Origin of the sequence: Agarivorans sp. QJM3NY_30 (assembly GCF_050870855.2) — a bacterium.
GTDB lineage: Bacteria > Pseudomonadota > Gammaproteobacteria > Enterobacterales > Celerinatantimonadaceae > Agarivorans.
Genome location: NZ_CP194038.2, coordinates 3030152 through 3048807, shown reverse-complemented (window position 1 = coordinate 3048807; position 18656 = coordinate 3030152). Strand labels below are relative to the sequence as shown.

The 18656-nt window shown below is 49.1% G+C and carries 13 protein-coding genes; 4 read left to right on the top strand and 9 right to left on the bottom strand.

Annotated elements, in window-relative coordinates; translation table 11 throughout:
• Position 1: 1 nt before the first annotated feature.
• The 7 genes from ACRRSX_RS13780 to ACRRSX_RS13750 are packed head-to-tail and all read right to left on the bottom strand — an operon-like array spanning position 2 to position 10553.
• Positions 2–2776, bottom strand: a complete 2775-nt coding sequence (locus ACRRSX_RS13780) for a GNAT family N-acetyltransferase (RefSeq protein ID WP_432452608.1) — start codon at positions 2774–2776, stop codon at positions 2–4.
• A complete protein-coding gene (locus ACRRSX_RS13775) occupies positions 2773–3396 on the bottom strand; it encodes a nitroreductase family protein (protein WP_432452609.1) in 624 nt (207 codons plus the stop codon). The genes ACRRSX_RS13780 and ACRRSX_RS13775 overlap by 4 nt, the downstream gene beginning before the upstream one ends.
• A complete protein-coding gene (locus tag ACRRSX_RS13770) occupies positions 3380–5311 on the bottom strand; it encodes an iron ABC transporter permease (RefSeq protein ID WP_432452610.1) in 1932 nt (643 codons plus the stop codon). The genes ACRRSX_RS13775 and ACRRSX_RS13770 overlap by 17 nt, the downstream gene beginning before the upstream one ends.
• Positions 5304–6266, bottom strand: a complete 963-nt coding sequence (locus ACRRSX_RS13765) for an ABC transporter substrate-binding protein (RefSeq protein WP_432452611.1) — start codon at positions 6264–6266, stop codon at positions 5304–5306. Before ACRRSX_RS13765 ends, ACRRSX_RS13770 begins: the two co-directional genes overlap by 8 nt.
• Positions 6263–7033, bottom strand: a complete 771-nt coding sequence (locus ACRRSX_RS13760) for an ABC transporter ATP-binding protein (protein WP_432452612.1) — start codon at positions 7031–7033, stop codon at positions 6263–6265. The genes ACRRSX_RS13765 and ACRRSX_RS13760 overlap by 4 nt, the downstream gene beginning before the upstream one ends.
• 10 nt (positions 7034–7043) lie before the next feature.
• Positions 7044–9263 carry a TonB-dependent receptor gene (locus ACRRSX_RS13755; RefSeq protein WP_432452613.1) on the bottom strand — a complete coding sequence of 740 codons (2220 nt, stop codon included), beginning with the start codon at positions 9261–9263 and terminating at the stop codon, positions 7044–7046.
• Positions 9264–9290: 27 nt separating this feature from the next.
• Complete coding sequence (locus tag ACRRSX_RS13750) at positions 9291–10553, bottom strand: MFS transporter (protein ID WP_432469667.1); 1263 nt, start codon at positions 10551–10553, stop codon at positions 9291–9293.
• Positions 10554–10648: 95 nt separating this feature from the next.
• On the opposite strand from ACRRSX_RS13750, the gene ACRRSX_RS13745 reads away from it, so the two are divergent.
• From ACRRSX_RS13745 to ACRRSX_RS13730, 4 genes are all read left to right on the top strand, one after another.
• The gene (locus ACRRSX_RS13745) at positions 10649–12409 is read left to right on the top strand and encodes an IucA/IucC family protein (RefSeq protein ID WP_432452615.1); all 1761 of its coding nucleotides are present in this window, start codon (positions 10649–10651) and stop codon (positions 12407–12409) included.
• A gap of 183 nt (positions 12410–12592) precedes the next feature.
• A complete protein-coding gene (locus ACRRSX_RS13740) occupies positions 12593–14023 on the top strand; it encodes a Wzz/FepE/Etk N-terminal domain-containing protein (RefSeq protein WP_432452616.1) in 1431 nt (476 codons plus the stop codon).
• 29 nt (positions 14024–14052) lie between these two features.
• Positions 14053–15135, top strand: coding sequence for a glycosyltransferase (locus ACRRSX_RS13735; RefSeq protein ID WP_432452617.1), 1083 nt, complete (start codon positions 14053–14055; stop codon positions 15133–15135).
• A 9-nt stretch (positions 15136–15144) separates the two neighbouring features.
• The gene (locus ACRRSX_RS13730; protein WP_432452618.1) at positions 15145–16956 is read left to right on the top strand and encodes a sugar transferase; all 1812 of its coding nucleotides are present in this window, start codon (positions 15145–15147) and stop codon (positions 16954–16956) included.
• 129 nt (positions 16957–17085) lie between these two features.
• Here the strand turns inward: ACRRSX_RS13730 and ACRRSX_RS13725 are convergent.
• Positions 17086–18245 (bottom strand): IS3 family transposase gene (locus tag ACRRSX_RS13725; RefSeq protein WP_432452619.1). Its coding sequence is split into 2 segments (ribosomal slippage): positions 17086–17996 and positions 17996–18245, totalling 1161 coding nucleotides; the frame shifts between segments, so codons are not numbered across the junction.
• Positions 18246–18382: 137 nt separating this feature from the next.
• Positions 18383–18631, bottom strand: a complete 249-nt coding sequence (locus ACRRSX_RS13720) for a DUF3297 family protein (RefSeq protein WP_432452620.1) — start codon at positions 18629–18631, stop codon at positions 18383–18385.
• Between the last annotated feature and the right edge of the window lie 25 nt (positions 18632–18656).

Genomic DNA, 18656 nt, shown 5'->3' with positions numbered 1-18656 from the left:
TCTAGATTACAAACTGATTAAAGAAACGTTCTCGCTCGCACTGTAGTAATGCGGCTCGTTTGTGTGGAAAATCAAACTCAAATTGCTTTTCTAAGCCTAAGCGCTCGGTGATTTTAACCACGCGATGGTTATCTGCGCGTGGTTCGCCCATCACCCGCTGGGTTCGCGGATCATCAAGAAAACAATATTGAATAATTGCGCAGCCCCAGGTATCAAAATAAACACCGCCGCGAAAATCGAAATTGCCCACCAAAATGTGTACTCCTCGGTCATAATTCTGATAGGCATAATGGGGACCTAAACGGTCTTCAGGGGTCCAGTAAACCTCGAAGTAACCAAAGGGCACGCCATCAAATTCGCCAATTACCGCGTATTGGTGAGGATCTGAGCGCATCTGTTCTAGATAGCTTGCATGTTGTTCAAGGCTGCCAGCTAATTCCCAAACGGGGGCGATCATGGGGTGGTTGTGCCAGTGATGAAAGCCATTCAAGTCGCGCTGTTGATCGATCACTCGAAAGCTTAGTTGTCGCTTCAAATGATAGTAGTAACGGGTGAATACTTGGCCAGTGGGTTTGTTGGGACGCTGTGGGTGCTCAATGCCATTGGCAGCCTTTAAGTGTTGAGTGGGTGGCAACTCGGCTTGTGGCTCTCGCCATAGCGGGGCAATTTGTAAAAATTGATGCAGGCTCAAGCAGGGCCCTGTTTCGCCTTGGCTGGAGGCTTCTAAATGAGCGCTGGCAGCCTCGGGGAAATAGTCTGCTTGTAAGTGGCTTGCTTTGAGCTGGTAAAAAGCATGCTCGGCGGCGCTCCACCAAACTAAATCATCACTGTGTGGTGCATCGCTAACCAGCCTTAAATCTAGATGGCATTGGCGTTGGTGTAACCGTGCTTTGCCCTGAGCAATGGTTTGGCCGTATTCTCGTACGCTGAATTCAAGACGACCAGCACTCGTTTGCTCGTCTGTAAAACACAGCTGGCGGCCACCTGCTAAGGTTTTATGGCTTTGTGGCTGTGCTGCGCTCAGCTGTAAGGGATTGGCTATGTCGCAATAGATTCGACTGGGATCACTGAGCGTGGCTTCGTTATGATCGGCCAAGAAGCAATAAAAATTACGCTTCCAATGCAGCGTGGGTGAGTCCAATACATAGTCATAGAAGGAGCTATCTTTTGGCCGGGCTGCGCGTAGCGCCGAGAGTTTATCGCAGCAGAGAGACCATAATTGTTGCTCGCTTATCAAGCCCTCGGCGCCGATTGCCGCAATGGTGTTGAGGAGGGTGTTGCCAATCAAGTAATAAGCATGGAAGGGATTAAGCTGGTGCGCTGGCATAAAATAGGCGGGCGGCTGCTGGTTAAACTCTTCTTTAAAGCGTTTTAGGGCAAGATCGGTTAGGCCGATGCCCTGGCAATCGCGGTAGGCCATTCCTGCTGGCAGGTTATTCTCAATTTGCAAAACAATGTTTTGTTGATGCGCCAACAACACGATTCCGTAATCGCTGCGGGCAATACACAGCGGGGCAATCACCTGGTCCATGAAGGCCGAAAACCAGACTAGAGCCGCATTCTGCTGGCTTAAGTTTTGTTGTTCAGCATAGCCTCGGATCCATCGACAGGTCTGTGCCGAAGGTTGCGCTAGGCTGGTCTGATTGGCACTGGCTAATAGATAGTAATTAGTTGGGTCGAGCGTTTGCGCTTCATCGCTTGCTTGATAGAAAGGGTTTTGCCGTAAGCAGCTCAGACTTAAGTCGAGCACATTGCCATGCTGATCGGCGATCGCAGCCCACAGGGGTTCTTCCATAAAACAGGTGCTGGGTAAGCGTTGTTGCAACTCTTGACCGCTGCGAGTTTGCAACAGCCGACTAAATTGAATGCCGCGCTCGGCCTCGGTACTGGATAGTAGGCGCAATGAATTGGTTAGTTTGACTGGTAATGAGACCTTGAGCATCCATGGGAGCCGAGGGTGATAGATGGCACGTGTTGATGAGGTGGCGGTCCAGCCTGTCGAATTCAGTTGCAGATCTTTCACCACCGCTGACAGTTGTGTGGCTGAATCACTATTGCGCCAGGCCTGCGCCTGCAAGGGGTGCATCGGCAAAGGCCACCACTCTTGACCCAATTGTGCTTGCGCCACAAGCTCAGGTTGCTGCGCAAAACTGGCCTGAAAAAAGGCCAATAGTTGTTGCTGAACACGCTGTAATTCGGTTTGCGCTGTACCTGTACTGTCTTGCTCTGGTTGGCCTAGTGAACATTGGCCAACCAAGTGCTGTTGATGGACTGCAAACCATTCGATGGCAAATTGGCCTGCATGTTCTGGCAGATATTGGCGTTGTTGCTGGGCGTTTAAAGGCTCACAACTTTTCGCCGCTGGATGCATGCTATGACCAGCAGTGAGACTTTGCTCGGCATGAATAAATTGCTCGGTCGAATCCTCTGAGCGGGCGGCGAGGGCTGCTTCCGCCTCTATAATTGATTGCTGCGATCCGCATATGCGTTGCCGAAAGTTTTGTTTTCGCTGCTCGTCAATCTCGGGATAGAGCTGCTCGAGCACTAAATCTAGGGCTTGAGAAAAGTCAATGATTTGCTGCTGCTCTGCCTGATGTAAGATGATTTCGCCCGTATAACGATGACGCCACGCAGGGGAGCAATAGCTAAGCTTCAGCTCCAGGGTCTGGCTTGGACAAAGCGGCAGGAATACCGAATTACCCTCCAAGTGTTTGTTGGTGGTTTCAACAAGTAGGCTATTGAAGAAAGCTTGTTGGCCTAGCGGATGAGTGTTCACTTATTTGCCTCCTGTTTGCTGGACGAGTGATTTAGCCAAGGGCTGAGCTGGCCAGCCCCTTGCCATTGAAAGGTGTAAGTTCGAGCATCTTTGCGTTTTTTTTGTCGAGGATTGAGCGGCGTGCCTAAGATCAAAAAGCCTACCGGGTGATGCTGTGGTTGCAAGCCCAGTAGCGGTCTCACTTTGGGGAGTGAGACCGCATCGGTGCTGTACCATACGCCGCCAAAACCCAGCCCATCGGCTGCCAGCAGAATCATTTGGCAGGCGGCTGCGGCAGACAAGATCTGATCCTGCTCGGAGATCTTGCTATGCGGTTGGAGTGCCGCCGACACCAATATCATGCTTGGTGCCTGCTTTAAGTAGTTGGCGAGGCGTTTGGCGCGTTGCGGATCTAAGTCTTGTTCAGAATCCTGCCAAGCTTGCTGTAAGTGCTCGATTAATTCCCCGATCTGTTGGTGTTCGATCACTAAAAAGTGCCACGGGTTCAAGTTGCCGTGATCGGGGGTGCTCATGGCTGCCTGCAAGATTTGTTGCAGTTGGCTTGGATTGGGCGCGGGAAAGCCCATTTCATGTACATGATAAGACACCCGACGATTCAGACTATTAAGTAGCTCGGTCATTATTTTTTCGATATCCAATAAATAGCAATAATAAGAAGTACAGGCTGCCGATGACGGACACCATTAAGCCAGCGGGAATTTCGTTCGGTGACAATAGGCTGCGGCCTAAGCCATCGGCCCAAATTAGTAAAATAGCTCCGGTTAGGCCCGCGGCCGGGAGCAACTGAACATGACGGTATAATCCTAGAAGGCGGGCGCAATGCGGCGCCAGTAAGCCAACAAAGCTAATTGCGCCAATGCTGGAAACACAAATGGCAGTGAGTAGCGCCGATACAATCAGTAAGATGCGTCGCTGATGTTGCAAAGGGATCCCGACGGCTCGGGGAATAATTTCGCCCAGCGGCAAAATATCTAAACTGCGCAGGAATGGCACAATACTGCCGAGGCTGAGTAGGAGAACCACCGCTAAGGGTAAGATCCGATCAGTCGATGCACCATAGGTGGTGCCCGCTAACCACATCATGGTGACAGAAGCGGTCGAGCTGCCAAAAGTGAGTAGAATATGGGTGGCTGTGCCGGCAAAGGCGGAGATTACAATGCCAAACAAGGCCAGTTGCGAGACACTTAACTGCTGCTTTAATCCCCAAGATAACAAGCCAATCACCAGACCCGCACCAACTAAAGCTGCGATGGTAAGGCTGAATTGTCCGGCGCCGGGATAAATCACCAATACGCAGGCAATTAATAAGACAGCAAAAGCGCTCACGCCGGATATATCGGGACTCGCCATCGGGTTTTTAAATAGGGTTTGCAGTAAGGTTCCGGCGCAGGCGAGGCCAAAACCGCCTAGCCCTGCTAGTAATACCCGCTGGTTTACCCAGCTTGCGCCAAGTTCTCCCGGCATTTTTAGGCAAAGCGTTAAAGTGGCCAAGAGTAGCAGTATTAAGCCACCGAGTACCCATTGGGCGCGGGCATGGATTAGTGGTTTTAAGGCGATGGTTTGGGTTTCCGTAGCCGCTAAGGCCCTGCCAGATTTTTGGAATAATAAGTAAATAAAGTAGGGGGCTCCGAGCAGCGCAGTAAATGCCCCCGTAGGTAGACGATAGCCTAAGAATAACAGGCTACGTGAACACCACTCGGCGGCCAGCACTAATACTGCTCCGAGTATCATGGTGAGCAGCCATTGTAGTAGCATCGCTTGGCGCGTATGACTGGCGCGTAATACTAAGCGGGCGAGGTGGGGTGCCATTAAACCGACAAAACCAACCATACCCACCAGTGCGGTGGCAAGGGCAGCCTGACTGATCGCCAGCAATAAAATCGCCCAACGCCAGCGTTTCACCGCTAAGCCTAAGGTGCTGGCGTGGGTATCGCCTAATAGAAATAAGGCCAGTCGTGGTAAGGCTAGGAGACCTATCAATAAAGCAAGGCTGATAGGCAATGCCGTTTGTTTGAGTAGTTCGGTATTGGTTTGCAAGACCTGACCGCTGCCCCATAGGAACAGGCCGTCGGTTTGGTTTTCAAAATACAACAATAGTAATGAAGAGACCGCGCCAGCACCTAGGCCCAGCGCCATACCAATCAGTACCACAGGCAGCTTACCGCCACCAATTAGCTGGCTGACCGTCAAGACTAATAGGGATAATAAGGCTGCGCCGAGCAATGCGCCGCCCCATAACAGGCTGAGTCCGGCTTCGGGGAGCAGTACCCGCACCAACACTGCACCTAATAAGGCACCGGCGGAAATACCCAAGGTTGAGGGTGAAGCAAAATCGTTATCTAAGGTGGTTTGAATGAATAAGCCAGAACTGGCAAATAGCGCGCCGGTGAGCAAGGCCATGGCAGCGGTGGGCAGCCACACATAGTCAAGCATGGCTTGAGCCAAATCAGCCGGGGCAATATTCGGGCGACTTAGAAAATAGACGGCGATGCTCAGTAGCATCAGTGAAGATACTGATAGTAGTGGCTTAACCATGTTGTTGCTCCTGCCAATCTAACAGTGATTGAGTGAAAGCCTCTGCCATTCTGATAGCTGATTCTGGGCCGCCAAAACTCCATAAAGGAATCACCTTGGAAAAGCGTTGTGCTTGCACAAAGGGCAGCTTGGACCAAACAGGGGAAAGGGTCATTCGCTCGCCATCGGCCTGATTTCCCGCCAAAATTAAATGGCTATGCTTGAGCTGAGGTAATTGCTCGAGTTGCAAGTGAGTAAAGTCTTTTCCCGGTAAGCCAGTTTGCCATTGATAGCGTAAGCCTAGTTGCAGCGCGACCGCGCCAGCTAAGCTGTCTCGTGTGAATACTCTTAAGCCATAACCCATGCCAACAAATTTGGCATAGCTGACTGAATAATTGGCTAAACCGGCAGTGGCGAGTTGTTGTTTCAGCTGCATGAAACGCTCATCCATCGCTTTGAGTTGTTGCACGGCTTGTTCGGTTTTGCCAAGCGCTTGAGCGATGTGGCGAAATACTCGCTGCGAGTGCTCGAAATAGTTAAAATCTGCTTGCTGTGGATGAGGAAATTGCTGATAGATGAGCGTGGGAGCAATCTGTTCCAAAGCGCTTAATAAGCGAGCATGGCGAAATTCGTAACCAATAATAAGATCGGGCTTTAGTTGTGCAATGGCTGCTAAATTTGGCTCTTGACGTCGCCCTAATTCGGTCACTTGTTCAGGCAGCTCGGGGTGGTTGGTTTGCCACTTTCGGTAGCCGGCATTTTGGGTCAGGCCAACTGGGGTGACGCCTAAACTTAAGAGCATCTCTGCGGCCGACCAATTTAAGGCGACCACCCGTTGGGCGCTGTGGTTTAAGTGAATGCAGCTGGCTAAACACAGCTGCACTGGTGCCGCTTGGCTAGAGCTGCTAAGTAATGCACCGAGCACCAGTAAGCACTTCAATTGTCTTCGGTAAGCGCCTTTGAATATGCGGCTCATAGCTGCTCCTCTGGCCAAAGGACATGCTGCTGGCCGATTTGGTGGCTCCGCACTGGCGTTTGATAAACTTGACTGATCAAGGTCGCATTGATCACTTGAGCTACTGGGCCCTGGCTAACGATGCGGCCCTGGTTGATGAGAATGGCTCGGTCGCTATAACGGCTCGCTTGGTTGAGATCATGTAATACCCAAACAATGGTTTTTTTATATTGACGATTGAGTCGCTGCACTATTTTAAGCAAGGCTAATTGATGGGAGATGTCTAACCAGGAGGTGGGTTCGTCGAGCATCACCACTGGCGTGTCCTGGGCTAATACCATGGCCAGCCAGGCGCGTTGCAATTCACCACCCGATAATTCGGTGAGTTGGCGGTGGGCGTAGTCACCGATCCCGGTTTCATGCATTGACCAGTCGATAAGCTGCTTGTCACTGGCATTTAAGCGTTGGTACCACGGCCGATGTGGGTGACGACCAAAGGTGACCAGATCAGAGACGCTTAGGCTGGCCGGAACCGGATTACGTTGTGGCAGCAGTGCCAGCTGTTTCGCCAATTGGGCGCGAGGAATGGATTGTAGCGCCTGTCCTTGCAATACAACTTCGCCCTGTAAGGGACGGACTAAACCGCTTAATACCGACAATAAACTACTTTTGCCTGAACCATTGGGCCCGATCAACGCAGTGATCGAGCCCTCGATGATTTCACCACTCATGCTATTAAGAATGGTTGTTCCCCCCAATTGGAGGGAAATGTTATGGAAGCTTAACAATGAGTTATCCTTAGAAAACGGCGTTGTAGCTAACTGAGAAGGTGGTGCCTTTACCCTTGTAGGTAAATAACTCCGAGGCTGACAAGCTGCTATAAAGGATCTGTGCGCGCTGACTCCATAGGGTTTCGTAGTCTTTGTTAAACAGATTTTGGATCCCAAAGTTAACTTGTCCCAGCGGCAGTGCGTAGTAGCCGTTTAGGTTTGCCAGTGAGTAACCATGAAGCTCGCTACCTTGATCATCACTGTAGTCGGCCAAGGTTTGCCATTGTAATTCAGCGCCGTAAGCTTGGTTGTCGTAACCAAGGTTTAAGCTACCGTTAGAAGGACTCGCTTCTTCTGCCGCGAGTTTGTTCCACGCGCCATTACTCTCGGTTTCGCTTTTGATTAAATGTGCTTGCAGACCGGTGTAGAAGTTATTGTCGAAGTAGTAGTTTGCCTGACCTTCAATACCATAAATTCGGCGTTGGTCATCGTTAACCACCACCGCTAGAGTACTTTTGTTGTAGGAGGTCGTTTTGTCGGAGATCGAATAGTAGCTGGCAACTTGTAGATCATAGTTACTGCTGGTTTTACGCCAACCAAGTTCAAAGGCATTGGTTTTTACGCCGCTGAGTCGATTGTCGGCCACATTAATGCTGCTGATTAAGTTTGGACCATCGCCATAGGTACCATCGTAGTTACCGTTCCCGTAATACTTCGCGGGATCGGGCAAGTTGAAACCTTGGCTGAAGTTAGCCCAAATTTGCTGCTGGTGGTCGATTTTATAGATGGCACTGAGATTAAATAGCAATTCATTATAATCACTTTTACCGCCTTTAATTACATCCGGATCGTTATACATCCCAATCGCTGACAGGTGTTGCTGTAAGAGGCCTACAATGTCACCGACTTCATGTTCGATGTGCTGATAGCGGAAACCACCTGAGAGCGACCAATCGTTATTCACTTCCCACTTGGCTTGAGAAAATGCTGCAATATTGAGGGTGTCGATATCGGGGTAGCGCTGCAGGTTTTGGGTTTGTTTAAAGTTGAGACCGCCAGAAGCAAGTGCGGTATTGGCATCGTAAATTCGCTGTTTGGCGGAAAATGATTCTGATTCGGCATCGATGCCGTAGGTGAGCTGAACCTGGTCAAAGTCTTTCACCAATACCAGTTTGCCGCCTAATACATCGGTTTCTTGAAGAGACGCGCCATAGATCGGATAGCTATTGCCAGCTAAGGGGGAGCCGGTCACCCGATAAATAGAAGGAAAAGGAAAAAACTGCATCGACTCACTGCGGTAAAACAGTTGCGCCATCAGCGTTTGGCCCAGAATGTTGTGGTGCTGGTATTGACCATTCACCATGACCCGTTCGGTGGATGGCTGTTCTTCAAGGGACAAGCCTTGTTGCACCGAAATTAGATCTGGCCGACCAAAAATCCCGGCGAGATTTGGCCCTAAATAGGTGCCGTAGTCGCTATCTTGTTCGCTGTTGTAATATTGAGCACTCAACGACAGTAGTTGCTGGTTATCGGGTTCAAATTCAAGATTGCCCATGATGTCGATGCTTTGATTAAACTGTAAGTCAGTTTGGGTGATATCTGGCAAAATCATCTGACCGTTGGCATCATAGGCTGCGCCGCTATCTTGGTAGGCGGCAGATAAACGGCCGCGCAGTTTTTCTGAGCCGCCAGCCACACTGAGTGCCAGTTTTTTATTCTGGTCATCACTATTGTTAAACCCAGATGAACCCGCTAAGTTGAGCGCTACTTCAGCCGGGCCGACGCTGGCCTTCTTGGTAATAATATTGATGATACCGCCAGCGGCTCCCGCGCCGTAAATCGCGGTCGCGCCGGAGAGCACTTCTACATGAGCAATATTGAAAGGGTCGATACTGTCTAACTGGCGGCTAATGGCTCGAGTTGAGTTGAGTGACACACCATCGATCATCACTAATGCCGAGCGTCCCCGTAAGTTTTGACCGTAATTGGTTCGACCCTCACCGCCAAAGTCAAAACTTGGGATCAATCGACCGAGTGCGGTTTTTAAATCGGCGCCAGCGTTCACTTGGCGTTCAATTTGCTGCTGGTCAATCACCCACATGGTGGCTGCTACATCGGCGATTGCGGTATCGGTCCGACTGGCAGTGACCACCATCGTGTCCAGGTTGGTGACGGCTTGAGCACTTGAAGCCATTAACAATAATGCAATGGGGCTCAACTTGGCTGTTAAAGGCGTTAATTTGTTCATTCGATTCCTTGAACTAAAGTGACATCATTAAATAACTTGGGTGGCAGGGCGCAGGTATTGCTGGAGGCACAATACACAGGCCACCAGCCCAAGCGCGAATACCCAAATGGGCGTTAATAAGGGAATGCTGAAATACAAACAGCTGCTCGATACGGCGCTACCGACTAAGTAACCACTGCTATGAGCCCGCGACAAAGAGCCACTGCGTCGACTCCGTTCGCTCAAACTCGATGATTGGGACAGCGCTAACTGGCTGTACCAAACTGGGAAACCAGAAACTGCAAGGGTCAGGCTGGTTAGCCCTGCGAGTAATATCAGCCATGGTTGTTGTGCCCCGCTTGAGCTGAGGCCAACCGAGAGGCTAAGTAGCAGGCACCCAAGTGCTAAACACAGTAGTAAAATGGGGGCTAGTGGGCGTTGTTGTTTTGACCACCAGGGGATTAAAAGTAACTGAGAGATCAGTAAGGTGATGCTGATGTATAATAAGATGGAGGCGTATAAACTTGAGGCCTGTTCCCCTTGATAGCCTAAGTCGAGCAATAGTGGCAACAGGTAGAATTGTAGTGTGCTCACCAAGGCAGTCATCAATAGCGCACTGAGCAAAATTAGTTTCAGCTGATTGGGGCGGCGTCTGGTTTTGGCTTGTTCACGAGGGGACTTGCCTGAGTATGTCTGGAGGGGGAAATCTTTGGCAAAATCGACCTGATTTTCAGCCTTTTCGCACAGTTGCTTGATTAGTAAGGGTAGCACTAAAATCAGGGGGATCAGCAGTAAGTACTGCATGCTAAAAGGCAGTAATACTAAGCTTGGGCCGAGTAAGCGACCGAGAGTAATTGCGCCACTGGTTTTAGCGAGTTGGCCTAAGCCATTTTGTTTTGTAATCGCCAAATGGGTTTGCGCCAATATAATAAAAGCGCTGCTAAATAGCCCTAGCGCTAAGCGTGCCAGTGCCATTACCGGTAGCGAAGGCGTTGTTGGTATAAGCAAGGCGAAGTAAAACAACAGATTTGCAAGGATAAAGCCACTGATGGTGATGCGTGAACAGAAGCGGATCCCCAGTTTTGGCAGCCACTTGCCCCAAAAACCGCTTCCCAACCAAAAGCTAATTAAATTAACATTCACGACCGCCGCAATCAGTCCTAGACCCTGTTCCGATCCCTGCAAACCCTTTAATGCTGCAATGTTTGGCAACAAGGCGAGTAGCAGAGTTTGGTTTAATCCCAAAGCGATGAGTAAACAGCGATACAGCATTAACTTGTTAATCTTAATGATAATGGTTTGTATTATCATTGTTGATTTTAAGGTAGTTTGTCAATATATTGATGATGTTTTTAACAAATAAATTTCATTGTGTATTTAAAACAAAAAGCGAGTAGGGAACCACCATGACACAACACCGTGCTTGGCAATTAGCGAGTCAACAACTAGTCGCTAAGATATTGAGTGAGTTACATTTTGAGGAACGTTTAGCGTTTGAACCTCGGTCGCCAGCTGTGTGCGAAGGTCATGCTGTGGCGAGCAAGCAGACGAATTGGCGTCTGGTGACTACCTCGCGCCACTGGGATTTTCAGGCGAGCCAAAGCATTTGGGGCATGTTTATCATTACGCCTGATAGTATTCAATGCAGCGACGGTTTAGCGCCGAGTGCAAGTCAGTTGTTGATTGATATTCAGTCGCAAATTCAAATTAACGATATTAATCTCGCAGGCCTATTAGAAGAAATTCAACAAACGCTATACAGCGATATGTTGCGCATTACTCAACTGCGAAACTTAGCCAGTGATGCGCTGGTGACTATGGATGAAACCTCTCGGCAACGTTATTTAGACGCGCACCCTAAGGCGATTGCCAATAAGGGTCGCTTGGGTTGGGGGGCTGCGGAGTTAGCGCTGTATTCGCCGGAATCAGGTCGGGCATTTCAACTCCATTATTTGGCGCTGAACAAGCAACATTGTGAGGTGGGTTTTGCCGAAGGTTTGAGTCCACAGCGCTTGCTTGAAGAGGTGCTGGGGAGTGAAGCGTATCTGGCGTTGATCAATAAATTGCCCGCGAAGAATCGCGATCAGTTCTTGATTATGGCGGTTCATCCTTGGCAAATGTCGCGCTTTTTAGTTGGGCAATTTGCCGAATGGTTTGCCAATGGCGACGCAATCGATTTGGGTCCTGTTACTGGTGATTGGCTGGCGCAGCAATCAATCCGTACCTTGAGCGCCGTTGACCCAAGGGTCCGTTATGACGTGAAAACGGCATTAACGATTTTAAATACCTCCTGTTACCGCGGTATTCCTGGCAAATTTATCGTGCAGGGGCCCAAGCTGTCGGCATGGTTGGCCCAGTTAACCATTCAAGATCCCTTGTTTGCTCAGCTGGGACTGAGGGTACAGCAAGAAGTTGCGGGGGTATTTTGCCCGCAGCCTTATCAGCAACAAGTCGCAGGAGGCAGCTATCGTTATCAAGAAATGCTCGGTTGTATTTGGCGTGAACGTGCCGAGAGTGTATTAAGTGAGCAGCAGCGTCCGATGTCAATGGCCACGTTGATGCAAACCGATAGTCAAGGCAAGGCGGCGATTGTTACCTTGATCGAACTCTCGGGATTGAGCGCCGAAGCCTGGCTCAGAAAGCTGTTTAAGCATGTGGTGGTGCCGTTATATCATTTGATGTGTCGCTATGGAGTGGCCTTGGTGGCGCACGGTCAAAACATTACCTTGGCCTTGCAAGGCCATCAACCCGTTGGCTGCTTGATTAAAGATTTTCATGGCGACTTACGTCTGATAGACCAAGATTTCCCAGAACTTAATCGCTTGCCGCAGGCGATCCGCCAGAACTTGACCCGCTTGCCCGCCCATTACTTGATCCACGACTTATTAACGGGCCATTTTGTCACGGTATTGCGTTTTGTGTCACCCAAGTTAATTAGCCTTGGGATTGATGAAACACAGTTTTATCGCTATTTAGCCGATGAAATCCGCAGCTATCAAGCGGCACACCCGCAGTTGCAGGAACGGTTTGAGATGTTTGATTTATTGAAACCCGAGATCGAGAAACTATGTGTGAATCGAGTGCGCTTTAAGATTGGCTACGGCGATAGTGAGCAACGACCATTGCCAGAAATTGGTCAGCCGATCACTAATCCGCTGTGTGTTTAATTTAATTTCTCAGACCGATAGCGGATTTAAGGCCATCGGTCTGGGCGTTTATTTTACGGCTTCGCAATCTGCAAAACCGCCTAATTAAAAATCATTTATTGTCTATAATCCATTGTTTTATTTAAGTAATTATTAATGGCATGATTTTGGCTATAACACTCTTGAATTCAGACGGAGAGTGGCATGGGCGAATTATTACCAAGACTATATTTGATTGTGGATGCCTTATGGCGTCGACGTTATCTTATCGTCATGCCGATCCTGTTGATGCCCATTTGTGGTGTCTTAGTCTCGTTGTTCTCCGCGAAGCAGTATGCTTCACATACCAGTATGTTGGTGCAAGAAACCGCTAGTTTAAATCCTTTTCTGGAAGATTTAGCGGTGTCGGCAAATCTAGAGGGCCGGATGGAAGCCCTGACGACCTTATTACACAGCCGGCATGTGTTAACTGAAGTGGCCATTGAACAAGGCTTGATGGTTGAGAGTGACAGTCCACAGCAAAAGCAGCAGGTGATTAACCGTTTATCGGCGGCGCTCACGGTGCGTCAAGTGGGCAAGGACTTAATTCGGATTGATTATCGCTCAGCGCATCCGCAGGGTATGCGTGAATTACTAGAAACCGTCTCTTCACATTTTATTGAGCAGTTACTCGCGCCAGAGCGTTCTTCGATTAAAGAATCAGAACGTTTTCTGCGGGAACATTTAATGTCCAGTAGTTTTGCTTTAGAAGAGGCCGAAGAAGCCTTAGCGGATTACCGCACCCTGCATGCCGATGGTTTACCCGAGCAACATGCGGCTAATACCCAGCGTTTGTCGCAGATCCGTCAACGTTTGATTGAGCGAGAAGCAGAACTTGCTGGTGCAAAACAAAGCTTAGGCAGTATCGATCAGCAACTCTCTCGCACCAATCCGGTCCTGACTCGACTCGAAGAGCAGATCGTGATGAATCGTGCCGAGCTGGCCACCCTGATGTCGCGTTATACCCAAGGTCACTCCAAGGTACAAGCGCTGCAACGGGTATTGCGCCATCTCGAACAGGAGCGTGAGCAAGTCTTATCTTTACCTCTGTCCTCGATTTCGAACACGGATAGCTCGGCCTTATTACAGCAACAAATTTCCCTGACCGAATCCAATGGGGAGATGTTGATCGTGCAAGTTGAAGCCTTAATGATCGCTCGCCAGCGAGTCGATGCCCTCGCCGAAGAAGTCTCACAATTACGCAGTTTAGCGAGCTCGTTGCAGCAGCAAATTGGCTCAGTGGGTGAGCAAGAGAAACAACTGCGGATCCTTAATCGAAATCTCAAAGTCAAGCGTAGCCTGTATGAAAACATGCTGACACGTTACGAGATGGCCCAAGTGACGGGTGCTTTAGGGGTATTTGAACAATCTGATCGGATTAAAATTATCGATCGTGCTTTTACTCCCAGTGGGCCTTCAACGCTGCCAATGTGGTTGTTTGTGCTTGCCGGGCTGGTGGCTGGGATCGTGACGGGGTTCAGTTTAGCGCTATTGGCTGAACTGGCCGATCCCAGTTTACGCACCATTAAAGACATCGAAGATATCGCCGGGGTGACGGTGCTTAGCCGTATTCCACCACTGTCTCACTCGAATTAACAGCCTATTGTGCTTAAGAGGAACAACTTATGAGTATTTGGATCCAAGTGGTACAGCACCTACAGCCGGGGGGCATCGAAACCATGGCGCTCGATTTACAACGGATGGAAGAGGCGCACGAGCAAGGGGTGATTATTTCCTTGGAAGGCACCAAGCAGCAGGCCTTGCAAGACTGGCCGCGACTGCGCCCCTACGCCAATCGCCTGATGTTTTTAAATAAGCAGCCGGGATTTCGCCTTAGCACCCTATGGAAGCTGGTGAAGCTGTTTCGTCGTTGGGCTGTCCCCGTGGTGCATACTCACCACATCGGGCCATTAATTTACGGCGGTATCGCAGCGCGTTTAGCCGGGGTGAAAGTGGTGATTCATACCGAACATGATGCCTGGCATCTGCGCCAGCAGCGGCGTCGTATGCTGCAATCCTTCGCGCTGAAATGGGTTCGGCCGATGATCGTCGCCGATGCCAATTTGGTGGCGAGTGAGCTGAAGTCGGCATTGGGTTTTAACGATGAACAAGTGCAAGTGATTAAAAACGGCGTCGATACTCACAGCTTCGCGGTGGGAGACAAACACTTAGCTCGCCAGCTGCTAGGTTTGCCAATACAGCCTCGATTGATTGGTTGTGCGGGTCGTTTAGAGCCAGAAAAAGGTCAGGCGGTATTGATTGAAGCCCTCAATAGTTTTCCCCAAGACGTACATTTGGTGTTTGCCGGCGATGGTAGCCAACGCCAGGCGCTACAACGTTTGGTGATGGCTCTGAAATTACAAGCGCGAGTGCATTTTCTTGGCGCCATCGAATCAATGCCGCAGTTTTATCAAGCGCTCGATTTGTTTTGTTTACCTTCTTATTTTGAAGGTTTGTCGTTGGTGATTCTCGAAGCGCAAGCCTGCGGCATTCCGGCAGTGGTGACCAATGTTGGGGCTTCAACCGAAGCCCTGTGTCCACGTACTGGCACTTTGGTGGAGCCCGGTTCAGCCTTTGCGATGGCACAAGCCTTGGGGCAGCAATTGGCACTGAAAGCGACAGGCAATCCGCGCCAGTTCGTTAAACAGGTGGGCGATTTACGAACCACCGCCCGCAATTATGCAGCTTTACGTCATCGTTACTTATAGGAGCTTACTATGACCATTGTCACTTACTTGACTCTGATATCGATGTTTTTGGTCGTTTATCACCATGCGCTCTATCCCCTGTTGCTCAAGTTACTGAGTCAGTTGGCCGGCAAGGCAGAACCACAGGAGCCAGTGGCGGTGGTTCGAAAATATCATCGCTCGCTTAACGATGAGCAATTGCCAAGCATTGAGTTGCTGATCCCTGCCTACAACGAGCAAGACTATGTCGCGGCAAAACTGATTAATTTGGCCACTCTGGATTATCCCGATGAGCGCTTAAGCATTAAAGTGGTGTGCGATGGCTGCAGCGATGCAACAGCGACGGTGGCCAGAGAAACCATCGCACAATTAGCATTTTGTAATTTTAGTTTCGAGGTTTGTGAGCAGCCGCAAAATAGCGGTAAGGTGGCGGTGCTCAATCAACACATCGCCCAAAGTGGTGCCGACATCGTGGCGCTGTCGGATGTCTCGGCGTTAATTTCGGTAGATGCGCTGCTGATTGCTGCCAGTCACTTTGCTCAGGATGATGTGGGAGTGGTGTGTGGTTATTATCACCTGTTAAGCCCTGGCTCAGTGGGCGAACAAGCGTATTGGAACTACCAACGGCAAGTGAAGCGTTGCGAAGCCGACATGGGGGCACCGCTGGGGGCTCACGGCGCTTTTTATCTGATTAAGCAGCGTTTATTTCGAGCGATGCCAGAAGATACTATAAATGATGATTTTGTGATCCCCATGGATATTGTGGCGCAGGGCTACCGAGCGGTATACGAGCCAAATATTCGCGCTTTAGAGTTAGAACACGCGGCCGACAGCCAGGATCGCAGCCGTAGAAAACGAATTGGCGCAGGCAATTTGCAACAGTTGATCCGGCTACGCCACATGTTGTTACCACGTTTCAAAGGGGTGGCTTTTACCTTTTTTTCAGGTAAGGCATTGCGGGTGACCATTCCATTTTTGATGTTAAGCAGCTTGCTTGGCTCACTGCTGCTCGCCTCACATTCTCTGGTTTTTATGGCTTTATTGGCCTTACAGCTCAGTGCTTATTTGTTGGCTGCGCTGCCGAGGATGTTACCCATGTTAAAGTTTCCAGGGCCGATTGGCAGCTTGAATTACCTCGTTGAAGGACACTTTTCCAGCATGTTGGGTTGTATTGACTATGGCTACAAGAAGATTAAGAAACACTACTTTACTCACTTACTAAATCCTTGGGTGGTGGTCTTGAAACGCGGCTTCGATATGTTTGCGGCTAGTTTATTGTTGCTATTGGTGAGTCCCTTATTTCCTTTGATTGCCTTGGCCATCAAACTTGATAGCAAGGGGCCGGTGTTTTATCAACAAACGCGAGTGGGTTTAATCGCCGAGGATCGGGCCGTACTATTCTCGATTATTAAATTTCGCAGTATGCGCGCCGATGCCGAACAAGCCAGTGGCGCGGTATGGGCTACTAAACAAGATAGCCGGATCACGCGGGTAGGGCGCTGGCTGCGCAAGACTCGGCTCGATGAGTTGCCGCAGTTATGGAATGTGATCCGAGGGGATATGTCATTGGTGGGGCCTCGGCCGGAACGTCCGGCCTTTTATCAAACTCTGGAGCAGGCCATTCCGTTTTATAGCGAACGAACCGTGGGTCTCAAGCCAGGTATTACTGGTTTGGCTCAGGTGAATCTGCAATATGATTCCAGTATCGAAGATGTAAAGCAAAAACTTGCTTATGATCACCGTTACGCGCTTTCTTTAAGTCAGTGTAGTAGTTGGTTATATCAAGACTTGAGTGTATTACTTAAAACCTTATGGGTGGTCGTTGCGGGGAAGGGCCAGTAAGGCAATTTTATTGCAGAACGCTCTGTGGGTGTAAGTCTGGATATTACTGGCTTGGCTTTGGTGGATCTGCAATATGATTCCAGCATCGAAGATGTGAAGCAGAGCAAAGGGCTCGACAAGCTGTACTGGTCAACCCAAACTGAACACTTTTAGTTGAGAATTTTCAAACGCCACCGGTGATAAATCACCATTGGCCGAATGAAGCCGCTCTAAGTTGTAATACTTCATATAAGCAGCCACATCTTGCTTCATAAATTCTCGTGTTGGCTGATTAACTTTAAACAGCCAATCGTGTTTTAAACTTCCGAAGAATCGTTCAACAACAGCATTATCCCAACACGCTCCTACATCGCCCATACTGGCTCGAATATCAAAACCAACTAATAGCTTACGATATTGTTTACTGGTGTACTGTGAGCCTCTATCACTGTGAAAGACTAAGCCTTTAGGTGGTTGCCGTAAGTTGTAGGCTTTAATGAGTGCTTTGGAAATTAAGTCTGTAGTCATCCGTTTATCAATATGCCAGCCAACAATTCTGCGAGAGTATAAATCCATCACGACTGCTAAATACATCCAACCCTCGCCTGTTTTTAGGTAGGTTACATCACCAGCCCAAACCTGATTAGCAGCGCTTGGGTTAAAGTTCATATTTAGCAGGTTATCAGCGACTGCGTCAGAGTGTTTACGCTGCGTTGTCACTTTATAAGCTTGCCGTTGGGTCACTTTCAGCCGCAAGCGTTGCATCATTGTACGGACAGCATAGCGGCCTACTTGGTAGCCTTCCTTGCGCAATTTCTTCACCATCTCACGATTCCCTAGGCTACCTCGGCTTTTCTTGAATAACTGGCGAACACGGCGATAAAGCTTCAAAGTATCAAGGCCTATCACGTTCGCAGGGCGTTTAAGCCAATCGTAATAGCCTGATTTACTTACGTTCATGACTCGGCATAGCTGCGCAACAGGGAACTGATTTGAGTGTTTTTTTATGAAGCGACATTTTACTTCATTTCTTTCGCAAAGAAGGCGCTTGCCTTTTTTAGTATTTCTTTCTCCATGCGTAATTCTTTGTTTTCTTTGCGTAATCGCTTGAGTTCATCACGCTCAGACTCTTCTAGGGTGATGCCTTGCCGTTGGACTTCGTACCTTTCTTTCCACTTGTAAAGCAGGCTAGTGCCAACCCCTAGAGATTTTGCAGCATCAGCAACACTGTAACCTTGCTCCAACACCATTAGTACCGCTTCATCTTTAAATTCTTGTGGATAACTCTTGTGTGATTTTTTCAAACTCATATAGACCTCTTAATTCATTAACATACTGTCTCAAAATTAAGTGTCCGATGGAATTAGACCAGAACAAGCTATGCAACTGAAAAGCTAAGTTATTTCAAGCTTGAACTATTGATAGCAAGTCGTGGTTTATAAAAGGCTTAAATATAGAAGGCTTCAACCGTTCCTTTGAGCGTGATGAGGATAGGTTGGCCGCGACGATCTAAGGCTTTAGGGGATGGGATTTTTACCCAGCCTTCACTAATGCAATATTCTTCAACATTATTGCGCTCTTTACCGTTCAATCGAATACCGATGTCGTGTTCGAAACACTCTGCTACATGATGTGGGCTGCGAGGGTTGCCTGCAAGGCGATCGGGTAAGGCTGGCTTTGAGTTTGTGTCGCTCATGTTTATGACCTGAAATAAATAAAAG